Origin of the sequence: Streptomyces sp. NPDC047453 (genome assembly GCF_040643155.1) — a bacterium.
Lineage (GTDB): Bacteria > Actinomycetota > Actinomycetes > Streptomycetales > Streptomycetaceae > Streptomyces.
Genome location: NZ_JBEYTS010000074.1, coordinates 20,136 through 33,005 on the forward strand (window position 1 = coordinate 20,136; position 12,870 = coordinate 33,005).

Genomic DNA, 12,870 nt, shown 5'->3' on the forward strand with positions numbered 1-12,870 from the left:
ATGTCGAGGGGGAATGGAAGACGGGCCGCGCGGTGAAGTAACCGAGTGCGGTTCGGCGTTGAGGCGCGAGCGGCGTTGACGGGAGCTGCTGGACTTGGAACGGAACAGTGACAGTCGCCTGACAACTCGCCTCTGACCTTGTGGTTAATATGCGCCAGAGTGCGTACGGCGCGCTGGGGTACGGGCCGGGGGCCGGCCCGGGGAGGGGAGAAACAAGTGAATGTGCGGCCGATATCGGGGGCGTCGGTGGATGCGCGGGGACGACGGGGAAGCAAGGGGCTGCTGGCGCTGGCCTCCGGGGTGCTGCTTCTCGCCGTCACCGCGTGCGGGGGAGGCGGCGCCCAGGGTCCGGCGTCCAATGGGGGGAAGGGCAAGGGGTCCGAGACGGCCCGCAGCGAGCAGTCGGAGGCGGTCGTGACCATCGCGCCCGAGAACGGCGCGAAGTCCGTCGACACCAGCGGCGCCCTCAAGGTCGGTGCGAGCAAGGGCAAGCTGACCCAGGTCGTCGTCAAGGACGCCAAGGGCACCGCGATAGCCGGGCGGATATCCGCCGACGGCTCCGCGTGGACCCCGGACCTCCACCTGGCCGCGTCGACCAAGTACACGGTGCACGCCGTCGCCAAGGACTCCGAGGGCCGTGAGGCGGTCGAGGACTCCAGCTTCACCACGCTGACGCCGCAGAACACCTTCGTCGGCCACTTCACCCCGGAGGACGGCTCCACCGTCGGCGTCGGAATGCCGTTCTCCCTCCGCTTCACCCGGGGCATCACGGACCCGAAGGCCGTCGAGAAGGCGATCGAGATCAAGACCGAGCCGGCCGTCGAGGTCGCCGGCCACTGGTTCGGCAACGACCGCCTCGACTTCCGGCCCGAGCACTACTGGAAGGCCGGCACCAAGGTCACCGTCAAGCTCGCCCTCGACGGCGTCGAGGGCCGCTCCGGCGTCTACGGCAAGCAGACCAGGACCGTCTCCTTCACCATCGGCCGCAACCAGGTCTCCGTGGTCGACGCCAAGAAGCACACGATGAAGGTCATGCGGGAGGGCAAGGTCGTCAGGACCATCCCCATCACCGCCGGCAAGCCGGGCAACGCCACCTGGAACGGCCAGATGGTCATCAGCGAGAAGTTCAAGGTGACCCGGATGGACGGCGCGACGGTCGGCTTCACCGACTCCGACGGCAAGAGCGAGTACGACATCGATGACGTGCCGCACGCCATGCGCCTGACCGCCTCGGGCACCTTCATCCACGGCAACTACTGGGGCGGCGGAGCCTTCGGCAACTACAACGCCAGCCACGGCTGCGTCGGCCTGCGCGACGTGCGCGGCGGCTACGACAGCGGGGTGCCGGCCGCCTGGTTCTTCAACCGCTCGATGATCGGCGACGTGGTCGTCGTGAAGAACTCCCAGGACCGGACGGTCGCCCCGGACAACGGGTTCAACGGCTGGAACATGTCCTGGGAGGACTGGAAGGCCTGACTCTTCCCCTGACGCCTCCGCTGACGGCTCCGCCCGGTGTGATCGACCGCACCGGGCGGGGTGCCGTTAGTGGGCGTTAACCTGCAGTCATGACCGTATCTCTGGAAGTCGCCGAGGGCGTCGGCACGCTGCGCCTGGACCGCCCGCCCATGAACGCGCTCGACGTCGCGACGCAGGACCGGATCAAGGAGCTCGCCGAGGAGGCCACCCGCCGCGCGGACGTGCGCGCCGTGGTGATCTACGGCGGCGAGAAGGTGTTCGCGGCCGGCGCGGACATCAAGGAGATGCAGGTGATGGACCACGCGGCGATGGTCGTGCGGGCCCGCGCCCTGCAGGACTCCTTCACCGCCGTGGCCCGCATCCCCAAGCCGGTGGTCGCCGCGGTCACGGGGTACGCGCTGGGCGGCGGCTGCGAGCTCGCGCTCTGCGCGGACTACCGCATCGCCGCCGACAACGCCAAGCTCGGCCAGCCGGAGATCCTGCTCGGCCTCATCCCCGGCGCGGGCGGCACCCAGCGGCTGTCCCGGCTGATCGGCCCCTCCCGGGCCAAGGACCTCATCTTCACGGGCCGTCAGGTCAAGGCCGACGAGGCCCTCGTGCTCGGCCTGGTGGACCGCGTGGTCCCGGCCGCAGAGGTGTACGAGGCCGCGCACACCTGGGCCGCCCGGCTCGCGCAGGGACCCGCGATCGCGCTGCGCGCCGCCAAGGAGTCGATCGACGCCGGCCTGGAGACGGACCTCGAGACCGGGCTCGCCATCGAGCGCAACTGGTTCGCGGGCCTGTTCGCCACGGAGGACCGCGAGCGCGGCATGCGCAGCTTCGTCGAGGAGGGTCCCGGCAAGGCGAAGTTCCTGTGAATCCTCGCCCAGGGCCTTGCAATTGACGTGATGTCTGATTCGGTCCCCTCGGCGGGCGGTTTGTGGCAGCCTTGAGCCAGCCGTGAGCCTGCCTTGCCGAGGGAGCCGGTCGATTGCCTCCAACCGATCCGTCCGCCCAGGTCAACGGGGCTGCTGACGGGCCCGATGTGCCACCGGCATATGCCGTTCTAATCCCGCGTGCGGAGGGCCCCCAGGGGGCGTATTCCGCTGGAATGGTCTCGCGGGAGGCCGTGGACGGCCATGATGGGGGCATGGCGGGGCTGGAAGGCATCGAACAGCCGCGGGAACAGTCACGTGCGACCGCGGCGCGCTGGTCGCCCGCGGTCGAGGACGAACGGGCGCTCAAGGCGCTGGAGTTGTACGGCAATCCGACGGAGTCCGAGGTTCCGCTCCCGTCCCGCCCCGAATCCGCCGCCACCGCCCGCAGGCTCGCCCAGGTCGTCGTCCTGCGCCAGTGGGGACTGTCCCCGAAACTGGCCGAGGACACCGTCCTGCTCGTCTCCGAACTCGTCGGGAACGCGGTGCGGCACACCGGCGCCCGCGCCTTCGGTCTGCGGATGCGCCGCCGCCGCGGGTGGCTCCGCGTCGAGGTCCGCGATCCCTCCCGAGGGCTGCCCTGCCTGATGCCCGTACAGGAGCTGGACATCAGTGGGCGCGGCCTGTTCCTCGTCGACAGGCTGTCCGACCGCTGGGGGGTCGACCTGCTGCCGCGGGGCAAGACGACGTGGTTCGAGATGCGCGTGGCCGACCGCTGACCGCGCGACCCGCCATAGCTGACTGACGCTCATCTCGTATCAATACGTGTGAATCGCCCGTTTTCTTACCCTTTCCCTCTTAAATGGTGCGGGTGACCACGACCGATCGCCGCGGCGTGCTGCGGGCCGGTGCCGGGCTCGTCGCCGGGGGCGCGCTCGCCGCCGGGTGTTCCTCCACCGGCGCCGCCCCGTCCGCCACCGCATCCTCGGCCTCCTCCGCCGAGTCCTCGCCCGCCGGCACCCCGCAGGCCGCGCCCGCGCCGCGGCCCTTTCCCCGGCAGCCCGCGCAGATCACCCACGGCCCGCGCGACCGGCCCCGCGTCGCCCTCACCTTCCACGGCCAGGGCGACCCCGAGATCGCCCGCAGCCTGCTCACCGAGGCCGAGAAACACGGCGCCCGCCTCACCGTGCTCGCCGTCGGCACCTGGCTCGACCAGTATCCGCAGCTGGCCCGCCGGATCCTCGACGGCGGCCACGACCTCGGCAACCACACCCAGCGCCATGTGGCCGTCAACGCCATGGCGGAGGCCGACGCCCGCGCGGAGATCACCGGCTGCGCGGACCGGCTGAAGCGGCTCACCGGCTCGATCGGCACCTGGTTCCGCCCCTCGCGCGCGCCGACCGCCTCCCCGCTGGTCCAGCGGCTGGCCCGGGCGGCCGGGTACCCGCACGTGCTGTCCTACGACGTCGACTCGCTCGACTACACCCGGCCCGGCGCCCCGGCCGTCACCCGCAAGGTCCTGGCGGAGGTCCGCAACGGATCCGTGGTGAGCCTGCACTTCGGATACCCGGACACGGTCACCGCCCTCCCCGACGTACTCACAGAACTCGACCGCCGCGGCCTCCACGCGGTCACCACCACGGAGCTGCTGAGCTGATGCCACTCACTTCCATCGCCCGGGCCCTGACCGCCGGCGCCGCCTGCCTCGCGCTCACCGCGCTGTCCGCCTGCACCGGCGGGGGCTCGAAGAACCACGCCGACGAATCCCTCGCCAGCAAGGAGCCCGCCCGGCCCGCGCAGCAGCAGGTCGCCGACGTGCTGCCCGGCATGCCGCCGGTCCTCGACCCGACCGACGTCTACGCCGCCGACCGCCCGGGCAAACTCTCCCCGGTCGTCAAGGACTTCCCGTCCCGCGTCTACGTCCCCAACACCAACTCCAACACCGTCACGGTCATCGACCCCGAGACGTACAAGGTCATCGAGACCATCCCGGTGGGCCACCAGCCCCAGCACGTCGTGCCGTCCTGGGACCTGAAGACGCTGTGGGTCAACAACGACCTCGGCAACTCCCTGACCCCCATCGACCCGAGAACCGGCAAGGCGGGCAAGCCGGTCGACGTGCACGACCCGTACAACCTCTACTTCACGCCCGACGGCAAGTACGCCGTCGTCATGGCCTCCAAGGACCACCAGCTCGTCTTCCGCGACGCGCACACCATGAAGACGGTCAAGGCCGTCCCGGTCGCCTGCGCCGGCGTCAACCACGCCGACTTCTCCCTGGACGGCCGCTACTTCATCGTCTCCTGCGAGTTCAGCGCCGAACTGCTCAAGGTCGACACCGCGAAGATGGAGGTCGTCGGACAGCAGAAGCTGGACTTCCGCGGCGCCATGCCGCAGGACGTGAAGGTCTCGCCCGACGGCAAGAAGTTCTACATCGCCGACATGGTGGCCAACGGGATGTGGGTCCTGAACGGCGACACCTTCGGCAAGCCGGGCTTCCTGCCCACCGGCAAGGGCGCCCACGGCCTGTACGTCAGCCGCGACTCCCGCGAGATGTACATCTCCAACCGCGGCGAGGGCACCGTCTCCGTCTTCGACTTCGCCCAGGACAAGTTGACCAAGAACTGGCGCCTGCCGCACGGCGGCAGCCCCGACATGGGCGGCGTCTCCACCGACGGCAAGGTGCTGTGGCTGTCGGGCCGTTACAACTCCGAGGTGTACGCCATCGACACCCGAACCGGCGCCCAGCTCGCCCGCATCAAGGTCGGCAGCGGTCCGCACGGCCTCGCGGTGTATCCCCAACCGGGCCGCTACTCCCTGGGGCACACAGGCATCTTCCGTTGACCCGCGGCGGGTTGGCACCGGTCGGACACGGCTTGGACACGCCACGACCGGGTGACGATCCGCCGTCCGCCGCCGCGGAACCGGGATCGTGCCGCGCATGATCACCGCTCGTCCGCGGCGGCGGACCACCGCCGCCCTGCCGTCCCTCTCCGCCGTCCTCGCCACCACGACCCCGACCGCCCCCACGACCGCGGCCCCGGCACGGACCGCGGCCCGGGCCGCCGCCCTGCCTGCCCCCGGTTCGACGACAGGATCAAGGCCGGCTGCGAGAACAACCCGCACTACCGGCCGTGGCACTGATCCCCGCCACCGTCCACCGCTCGCCTTGAGTCTCCAGCCGCTGGAAGGTCCACACTCGCCGACATGACCGAAGACGGCACCGGCCTTCTCACCATCGGCGAACTGGCCCGGGTCACCGGACTGACCGTGCGCACCATCCGCTACTGGTCGGACGAGGGCGCCCTGCCCCCGGTGGCCCGCTCCACGGGCGGCTACCGCCTCTACGACGCGGCCTCCGTCGCCCGCCTGGAGCTGATCCGCACCCTGCGCGAGCTGAGCCTCGGCCTGGCCGACGTGCGCAGGGTGCTCGCGGGGGAGCGGACGGTCGCGGAGGTCGCGGCAGCCCACGTGGCCGCGCTGGACGCGCAGATCCGCTCCCTGAAGGTGACCCGGGCGGTGCTGTCGACCGTGGCCCGGCGCGGCTCGAGTGCGGAGGAGATGACCCTGATGAACAAACTGGCCCGGCTGTCTGCGGCCGAACGCAGGCGGATCATGGAGGAGTTCGTGGAGGAGATGTTTCACGGCCTCGACACCGCCGATCCCGAGATCCGGGAACGTATGCGGCGCACCGCGATGGACCTGCCCGAGGACCCGACACTCGAACAGGTCGACGCCTGGGTGGAACTGGCCGAACTGGTGCGGGACCCGGAGTTCCGGACCCAGATGCGCAGGGCGGCCGAGTTCAACGCCGCCGACCGCGGCCACGAGACGCCCGCCGGGGCGTCCATGTGGTTCGTCAAGCGGCTAGTCCAACTGGCAGGGCAGGCCCTGGAACGCGGCCTCGCCCCGGAGGCACCCGAAGCCGACGAGGTACTGGACGACCTCCTCGGCAACGCCGACCACGCGGCCGTCCTCGCACGCCTGGAGGCGTCCCACCACACCAGGCTCGCCCGCTACCGCGAACTGCTGGCGACCCTGAAGGGCACGTCCGCTCCGGCGTACGAGACGGAGTTCGCCTGGGTGATCGCCGCCCTGCGGGCCCGCGCGAGCAAGCCGAACACGTGATCAAGCCGAACAGGTGACACGGAGCACTCGGCCGGCGTCGGGTCGGAATAGCCGGCGCCGCCCGGGGGTTTCATCTGTCCTGCGGAAGCTGTGCCGGACACCGACCACGGAAAGGCAAGGCGAGCAGGACATGAAGATCGGCATCATCGGCGCGGGCAACATCGGCGGCAACCTCACCCGGCGGCTCACCGCCCTCGGGCACGACGTCTCCGTGGCGAACTCCCGTGGCCCGCAGACGCTCACCGCGCTGGCCGAGGAGACCGGCGCGACACCCGTACACGCACAGGAGGCGGCGCGCGGCGCCGAGGTCGTCGTGGTCACCGTCCCCGTCAAGGCGGTTCCCAACCTGCCGTCCGGGCTGCTCGACGGGGCTGCCGAGGGCGTGACGGTGATCGACACCGGCAACTACTACCCGCGGGAGCGGGACGGCAGGATCGCCGGGATCGAGGACGAGGGGCTCACCGAGAGCCGCTGGACCGAACGCATGATCGACCACGCGGTGATCAAGGCGTTCAACGGCACCTACGCCCAGGACCTCCTCGAACGCCCGCGCCCGGCCGGTGCTCCCGACCGCATGGCGCTCCCGGTGGCGGGCGACGACGAGGCGGCCAAGGCGAAGGTGCGGGCGCTCATCGACCAACTCGGCTTCGACACCGTGGACACCGGCGGCATCGACGACTCCTGGCGCCAGCAGCCCGGCACCCCGGTCTACGGCCTCCAGGCGGGCGCCGACACGGTCGCCAAGGCTCTGGCTGAGGCGCCCCCCGAGCGGCCGGCGGAGTTCCGGGGGTAGCCCGTCCGGCTTCCCGGTCCGCTGCGTCGGCCCCGGATCAGACGGCCGCCCACTGCCGCAGCTCCGTTGTGCTGCCGAAGTTCGCCACGTCCTTGTCCAGCGGGTCGTCGGTGTACTGGTGGAAGAGCCATTTCGCCTTGATCCGGGGCTGCCCGGCGGCGACGTAGTCGGCGATCCACAGGCCGTCGCCCGCGTAGGAGGTGGTGTCGATGTTCAGCCAGAAGTCCTTGTTGGTGTAGAGCACGGCCCGGTTGTGCGGGCGCAGGGACTTGACCTTGCGGATGAACGCGTCCTTCTCCGCGTTGCTCGCGTGCGTGCCCCCGCCCGTCGTCTCCCAGTCGACGGCGAGGATGTCGCCGGCCTTCTCGGGTGCCTGGGAGACGAAGTACTCCGCCTGCGCGGTGATGTCGCCCGGCCACAGGAAGTGGTAGAAGCCGACCACGAGACCGGCGTCGCGGCCGTGCTTGGTCTGGGCGCTGAGCTTGGAGTTGACGTACGAACGGCCCTCCGTCGCCTTGACGAAGACGAAGGAGAGGCCGCTCGTGCCGTAGGTGGAGGACTGGTAGGCGCTCACGTCGATGCCGTGCAGCATGCACACTCCCTGAAGGTGCCGTGGGGGAGGAGTCGTCGGTTGGGTTCTGCCCCATCCTGGTACGGACGACCCCTTCAGGGCGTTCGAACATCAGCTCCGGGGGACCACCGAACCCAGTACGGCGGCCGACTTGGCCGACCAGTCCGAGGTGATCACGCTGGCGTGGTGCCCGGCCAGGAGGGAGAGGCGGGCGGCCACCTCGGCGTCCGTGGGGTCGGTCGAGGAGATCGCCGGGGCCACGCCGGCCGCGTCCGTCGTGATCAGGATGTAGTGGTTGCGCGCGTAGAAGGACGTGTCGTAGCCCTGGCCGGCGTAGGTCGCCGCGTCGCCGTCGAAGAACACGAACCAGGGGCGGATCGAGGCGTCGTAACGGCTCGCGCGCGGGTCGCCGGCGGCGGCGCCGAGCACGGCGGGGAAGGCCTGGGCGGAGGCGATGTTCCCGGCCGCGTACAGGTCGCGCAGGTGGTCGCCGTACTCCTGGTCGGTCCAGTAGTGGTCGAAGGGGTTGGCCTGCTCCACCGTGCCGGGGATCAGCTCGAAGAGGACCTTGCCGGTCAGGGCGTCCCGGGACGGCCAGGCGTCGGCCTTCGCGGCCGCGTCCAGCGACGGGTGCTTCCCGTCCAGCAGGTCGGACGGCTTGTAGACCATGTCGCCGAGCTTCTGCCGCACCAGGGTGTCGAACGCGGCGGGCCCGAGTCCGATGGTGTTGTTGAAGCCGTTCTTCATCTCCATCTTGAAGACGATGGGCCGGTGGCCGGGGTGCAGCTGGTGCCAGGCGGCGATGTTGTCCAGGCAGCTCCCGAGGTCCTGGTTGCGGCTCTTGCCGTACAGCTCGCCGGGGGTCTTCGCGGCCTCGCAGTTGTTGTCGCTGCCCAGCGGATTGCTGTGGCTGACCCGCCAGCGCCGGGTCAACGGGTCGGTGTAGACGTCGATTTCGAGCAGTGAGGCGCCGGAGTCCAGCGCCTGCGCGAAGTAGGTGTACTTGGCCTTCTCGTACGCGTTGTGCGTACCGATCGCCGTCGTCCCGGAGAGCGTCGGCTCCACCGCACGCGCGGTGCCGGGAACCGCCGTCAGCAGCGCGACGGCACCCAGTAAGGCCGCCAGCCTTCTCGTCCCACGCATAGCCAACTCCCTTTGCTCGTAGTTGAGTTGAGCGGAAGCGTAGGGAAGGACGGTTACCGTGCGGTAGCCCCCGGGGGAACAGGCTCGTGCAGGTGTCGGATTCCCGGGCCGGCGGTGATTGCTATCGTGCGGTCGCGGAGTGACCCGCACGCAGAGGAAACGGGGGGACGGGCCATGGGGCTGATGGACCGCATACGTGGTGAGTTCATCGACATCATCGAGTGGACCGACGACAGCCGCGACACCATCGTCTGGCGCTTCCCGCGCCACGAGAACGAGATCAAGATGGGCGCCAAGCTCGTCGTCCGCGAGTCGCAGACGGCGGTCTTCGTCAACGAGGGGCAGATCGCCGACGTCTTCACGCCCGGCACCTACACCCTGGAGACGCAGAACCTGCCGGTGCTGTCCACCCTGAAGGGCTGGAAGTACGGCTTCCACTCGCCCTTCAAGGCCGAGGTCTACTTCGTCACCACCCGCCAGTTCACCGACCTCAAGTGGGGCACCCAGAACCCCGTCATCGTCCGCGACCCCGAGTTCGGCATGGTCCGGCTGCGGGCCTTCGGCGCCTTCGCCGCCCGTGTCGTGGACGCCGCCGCACTGCTGCGCGAACTGGCCGGTACCGACCCGCAGTTCCGCACCGAGGAGGTGCAGGAGTACCTGCGGCAGCTGATCGTCGGCCGGCTGGCCACCGCGCTGGCCACGGCCGGGGTGCCGATGCTGGACCTGGCCACCCGGCAGGACGGGCTCGGCGCCAGGCTGGCGGGCGCCCTCACCGAGGAACTGGCCCCGGTCGGCATCGCCGTGCCCAAGTTCATCATCGAGAACATCTCGCTCCCGCCCGAGGTCGAGGCCGCCGTCGACGCCCGCTCCCGGATGGGGATCGTGGGCAACCTCGACCAGTACACCCAGCTCCAGGCGGCCGACGCGATCGGTGACGCCGCACGCAACCCCGGCGCCGCGGGTGAGGGCGTCGGACTGGGCGTCGGGATGGCCCTGGGCCGGCGCATGGCGGAGGGCCTCACCCCGCAGCAGTCCCCCGCCGCTGCCCCCGCACCCGCGCCCGCCGCCACTCCGGCCGCCCCGCCGCCGCTGCCCCAGCAGCAGTGGTTCATCGGCGTCGGCGGCGCCCAGCAGGGCCCGTACGACAGTGCCGCGCTGACCGGCCTGATCAGCGCCGGCACCCTCACCCGGACCACCCTGGTCTGGCAGAACGGCATGTCCGGCTGGCTCCCCGCCGAACAGGTCCCGGAGGTCGAACGCCTCTTCGGCAGCGTCCCCCCGCCGTTGCCGCCCCAGGCCTGAGCGGGCGGGGACGACGACCATGACCGAGGACCAGGCCACCGCCGCCTCCGCGCGCTCGTACCCGTGCGAGGCCTGCGGTGCCACCGTGGAGTACGCCCCGGGGACCGACGCGCTGCGCTGTCCCTACTGCGGGCACCAGCAGGCCATCGTGCCCGTCCCGCGGGCGGTGCGGGAGCATCCGATCCAGGAGCTGGCGGCCCTCCCCGCCAAGCCGCAGGCCGGGCCCGGCTCGGTGAACACCTTCGTCTGCCCGGGCTGCGGGGCCCGCACCGAGAGCGACACGCTCTCCGTGCGATGCCAGTTCTGCGCCACCCCCCTGGTGGCCGACGCCAACGCCACCGAGCGGGTCGTCCCCGAGGCCGTCGTCCCCTTCGGGCTGGACCGCGACGCGGCCCGGGACGCGCTGCGCACGTGGACGTCCTCCCGCTGGTTCGCCCCCAAGGACCTGAAGAAGGTCACCGAGGCGGAGTCCTTCAAGGGCAGCTACCTGCCGCACTGGACGTACGACGCGGCCACCGTCTCCGACTACCGGGGCCGGCGCGGTGAGTACTACTACGAGACCGTGACGCGCACCGTCACCGAGAACGGCGAGACCCGCACCGTGACCGAGCAGGTGCGGCACACTCGCTGGTACCCGGCCTCCGGAACGGTGTCCCGGGACTTCGACGACGTCCTGGTGCCCGGCACCGGCCATGTCACCGCCAAGCAGCTGGACAAGCTCACGCCCTGGCCGCTGGAGGAGGCCAGGCCCTACCAGGAGGAGTACCTGGCGGGCTTCCAGACGGTGCGCTACGACATCGAGCCCGAGGACGGCCTGGAGACGGCCAGGCAGCGGATGGCCGAGGCCATCGAGGGCGACTGCCGCAGCGACATCGGGGGCGACGAGCAACGGGTCGAATCGGTCGACACCCACTACTCCGACGTCACCTTCAAGCTGATGCTGCTCCCGGTGTGGTTCCTCACCTACGTCCACGCCGGGCGGACCTGGCAGGTCACGGTGAACGCCCGCACCGGCGAGGTGGTCGGCGAGCGCCCGTACAGCGCCGGCAAGATCGTCGCCGCCTCGCTCGTGGCGCTCGCGATCGTCGCGCTGATCGTCTGGCTGAGCGTCAGGAGGTAGCGGCCCGTGCGGCGGCACGGGCCGGACCTCGTCAGCACTCGATGATGTTCACCGCGAGCCCGCCCCGGGCCGTCTCCTTGTACTTCACCGACATGTCCGCGCCGGTCTCCTTCATGGTCTTGATGACCTTGTCGAGGGAGACCTTGTGGGAGCCGTCGCCGCGCATGGCCATCCGGGCGGCGGTGACGGCCTTGACCGCGGCCATGCCGTTGCGCTCGATGCAGGGGATCTGGACCAGGCCGCCCACGGGGTCGCAGGTGAGGCCGAGGTTGTGCTCCATGCCGATCTCGGCGGCGTTCTCGACCTGCTCGGGGGTGCCGCCCAGGACCTCGGCGAGGGCGCCCGCCGCCATCGAGCAGGCGGAGCCGACCTCGCCCTGGCAGCCGACCTCGGCGCCGGAGATGGAGGCGTTCTCCTTGAAGAGCATGCCGATCGCGCCGGCGGCGAGCAGGAAGCGGACCACGCCGTCCTCGTCCGCGCCGGGGATGAAGTTGATGTAGTAGTGCAGGACCGCCGGGATGATGCCGGCCGCGCCGTTGGTCGGGGCGGTGACCACCCGGCCGCCGGCCGCGTTCTCCTCGTTCACCGCCATCGCGTAGAGGGTGATCCACTCCATCGCGCGGGCCGTCGCGTCGCCCTCGGCGCGCAGCTGGCGGGCGGTGACGGCCGCACGGCGTCGCACCTTCAGACCGCCCGGCAGGATGCCCTCGCGGGACAGGCCGCGCTGCACGCACGCCTGCATGACCCGCCAGATCTCCAGCAGGCCCTCGCGGATCTCCTCCTCGGTGCGCCAGGCCCGCTCGTTCTCCAGCATCAGGGAGGAGATCGACAGGCCCGTCTCCTTCGTCAGGCGCAGCAGCTCGTCGCCCGAACGGAAGGGGTACTTCAGCACCGTGTCGTCCAGCTTGATGCGGTCGGCGCCCACCGCCTCCTCGTCCACGACGAAGCCGCCGCCCACCGAGTAGTACGTCTTTTCCAGCAGCTCGGCGCCGGAGGCGTCGTACGCCCACAGGGTCATGCCGTTGGCGTGGTAGGGGAGCGCCTTGCGGCGGTGCAGGACCATGTCGTCGTCGTAGGAGAACGCGATCTCGTGCTCGCCGAGCAGGCTCAGGCGGCCGGAGGTCCTGATCGTCTCGACCCGCTCGTCGGCCGTCTCCACGTCCACCGTGCGCGGCGAGGCGCCCTCCAGGCCGAGCAGCACCGCCTTCGGCGTGCCGTGGCCGTGCCCCGTCGCGCCGAGGGAGCCGTACAGCTCGGAGCGGACCGAGGCGGCCCGCTCCAGCAGGTCCTCGTTGCGGAGCCGGCGGGCGAACATGCGGGCCGCCCGCATCGGGCCGACCGTGTGGGAGCTCGACGGGCCTATGCCGATCGAGAACAGGTCGAAGACCGAGATGGCCACGGTGACTCCTCAAGACGGGGTGGTGCTGGGGGTGCCAGGGGCGGGGCGCCGCCGGCGGGGCGGGGTGTTCCGGCCCCGCGGCGG

The 12,870-nt window shown here is 70.9% G+C and carries 12 protein-coding genes; 9 read left to right on the forward strand and 3 right to left on the reverse strand.

Features of this window, described 5'->3' with window-relative positions; all coding sequences use genetic code 11:
• Positions 1–216 precede the first annotated feature (216 nt).
• The 7 genes from ABZ818_RS35595 (at position 217) to ABZ818_RS35625 (ending at position 7,251) form a co-directional block, all read left to right on the forward strand.
• Positions 217–1,476 carry an Ig-like domain-containing protein gene (locus ABZ818_RS35595; RefSeq protein ID WP_361424188.1) on the forward strand — a complete coding sequence of 420 codons (1,260 nt, stop codon included), beginning with the start codon at positions 217–219 and terminating at the stop codon, positions 1,474–1,476.
• An 89-nt stretch (positions 1,477–1,565) separates the two neighbouring features.
• A complete protein-coding gene (locus ABZ818_RS35600) occupies positions 1,566–2,333 on the forward strand; it encodes an enoyl-CoA hydratase-related protein (protein WP_361424191.1) in 768 nt (255 codons plus the stop codon).
• 272 nt (positions 2,334–2,605) lie between these two features.
• Complete coding sequence (locus ABZ818_RS35605) at positions 2,606–3,109, forward strand: ATP-binding protein (protein ID WP_361424194.1); 504 nt, start codon at positions 2,606–2,608, stop codon at positions 3,107–3,109.
• Between the two features lie 83 nt (positions 3,110–3,192).
• Positions 3,193–3,987: a polysaccharide deacetylase family protein gene (locus ABZ818_RS35610; protein WP_361424197.1), complete on the forward strand. Its 795-nt coding sequence runs from the start codon at positions 3,193–3,195 to the stop codon at positions 3,985–3,987.
• Positions 3,987–5,174 (forward strand): hypothetical protein, encoded by a 1,188-nt coding sequence (locus tag ABZ818_RS35615; RefSeq protein ID WP_361424200.1) that lies wholly within the window; start codon positions 3,987–3,989, stop codon positions 5,172–5,174. Before ABZ818_RS35610 ends, ABZ818_RS35615 begins: the two co-directional genes overlap by 1 nt.
• A 363-nt stretch (positions 5,175–5,537) precedes the next feature.
• Complete coding sequence (locus tag ABZ818_RS35620; protein ID WP_361424203.1) at positions 5,538–6,458, forward strand: MerR family transcriptional regulator; 921 nt, start codon at positions 5,538–5,540, stop codon at positions 6,456–6,458.
• A 130-nt stretch (positions 6,459–6,588) separates the two neighbouring features.
• Entirely contained in the window at positions 6,589–7,251 is a 663-nt protein-coding gene (locus ABZ818_RS35625; RefSeq protein ID WP_361424205.1) for an NAD(P)-binding domain-containing protein, read from the forward strand.
• 37 nt (positions 7,252–7,288) lie between these two features.
• Here ABZ818_RS35625 and ABZ818_RS35630 read toward each other — a convergent pair whose 3' ends face one another.
• Both ABZ818_RS35630 and ABZ818_RS35635 read right to left on the reverse strand, forming a co-directional pair.
• Positions 7,289–7,843, reverse strand: coding sequence for a glycoside hydrolase family 25 protein (locus ABZ818_RS35630; protein WP_361424208.1), 555 nt, complete (start codon positions 7,841–7,843; stop codon positions 7,289–7,291).
• A gap of 90 nt (positions 7,844–7,933) precedes the next feature.
• Positions 7,934–8,965: a phosphatidylinositol-specific phospholipase C domain-containing protein gene (locus ABZ818_RS35635; protein ID WP_361424211.1), complete on the reverse strand. Its 1,032-nt coding sequence runs from the start codon at positions 8,963–8,965 to the stop codon at positions 7,934–7,936.
• Between the two features lie 183 nt (positions 8,966–9,148).
• On the opposite strand from ABZ818_RS35635, the gene ABZ818_RS35640 reads away from it, so the two are divergent.
• Positions 9,149–10,267: an SPFH domain-containing protein gene (locus ABZ818_RS35640; RefSeq protein WP_361424214.1), complete on the forward strand. Its 1,119-nt coding sequence runs from the start codon at positions 9,149–9,151 to the stop codon at positions 10,265–10,267.
• Positions 10,268–10,286: 19 nt separating this feature from the next.
• Entirely contained in the window at positions 10,287–11,387 is a 1,101-nt protein-coding gene (locus ABZ818_RS35645; RefSeq protein ID WP_361424217.1) for a hypothetical protein, read from the forward strand.
• Between the two features lie 31 nt (positions 11,388–11,418).
• Here ABZ818_RS35645 and ABZ818_RS35650 read toward each other — a convergent pair whose 3' ends face one another.
• Positions 11,419–12,786: an L-serine ammonia-lyase gene (locus ABZ818_RS35650; protein WP_361424220.1), complete on the reverse strand. Its 1,368-nt coding sequence runs from the start codon at positions 12,784–12,786 to the stop codon at positions 11,419–11,421.
• Between the last annotated feature and the right edge of the window lie 84 nt (positions 12,787–12,870).

What these genes read in the sequence shown, in the direction of transcription:
- ABZ818_RS35600 (WP_361424191.1), top strand. Translation starts at nt 1,566, where the DNA reads ATGACCGTATCTCTGGAAGTCGCCGAGGGCGTCGGCACGCTGCGCCTG.
- ABZ818_RS35605 (WP_361424194.1), top strand. Translation starts at nt 2,606, where the DNA reads ATGGCGGGGCTGGAAGGCATCGAACAGCCGCGGGAACAGTCACGTGCG.
- ABZ818_RS35610 (WP_361424197.1), top strand. Translation starts at nt 3,193, where the DNA reads ATGGTGCGGGTGACCACGACCGATCGCCGCGGCGTGCTGCGGGCCGGT.
- ABZ818_RS35615 (WP_361424200.1), top strand. Translation starts at nt 3,987, where the DNA reads ATGCCACTCACTTCCATCGCCCGGGCCCTGACCGCCGGCGCCGCCTGC.
- ABZ818_RS35620 (WP_361424203.1), top strand. Translation starts at nt 5,538, where the DNA reads ATGACCGAAGACGGCACCGGCCTTCTCACCATCGGCGAACTGGCCCGG.
- ABZ818_RS35625 (WP_361424205.1), top strand. Translation starts at nt 6,589, where the DNA reads ATGAAGATCGGCATCATCGGCGCGGGCAACATCGGCGGCAACCTCACC.
- ABZ818_RS35630 (WP_361424208.1), bottom strand. Translation starts at nt 7,843, where the DNA reads ATGCTGCACGGCATCGACGTGAGCGCCTACCAGTCCTCCACCTACGGC.
- ABZ818_RS35635 (WP_361424211.1), bottom strand. Translation starts at nt 8,965, where the DNA reads ATGCGTGGGACGAGAAGGCTGGCGGCCTTACTGGGTGCCGTCGCGCTG.
- ABZ818_RS35640 (WP_361424214.1), top strand. Translation starts at nt 9,149, where the DNA reads ATGGACCGCATACGTGGTGAGTTCATCGACATCATCGAGTGGACCGAC.
- ABZ818_RS35645 (WP_361424217.1), top strand. Translation starts at nt 10,287, where the DNA reads ATGACCGAGGACCAGGCCACCGCCGCCTCCGCGCGCTCGTACCCGTGC.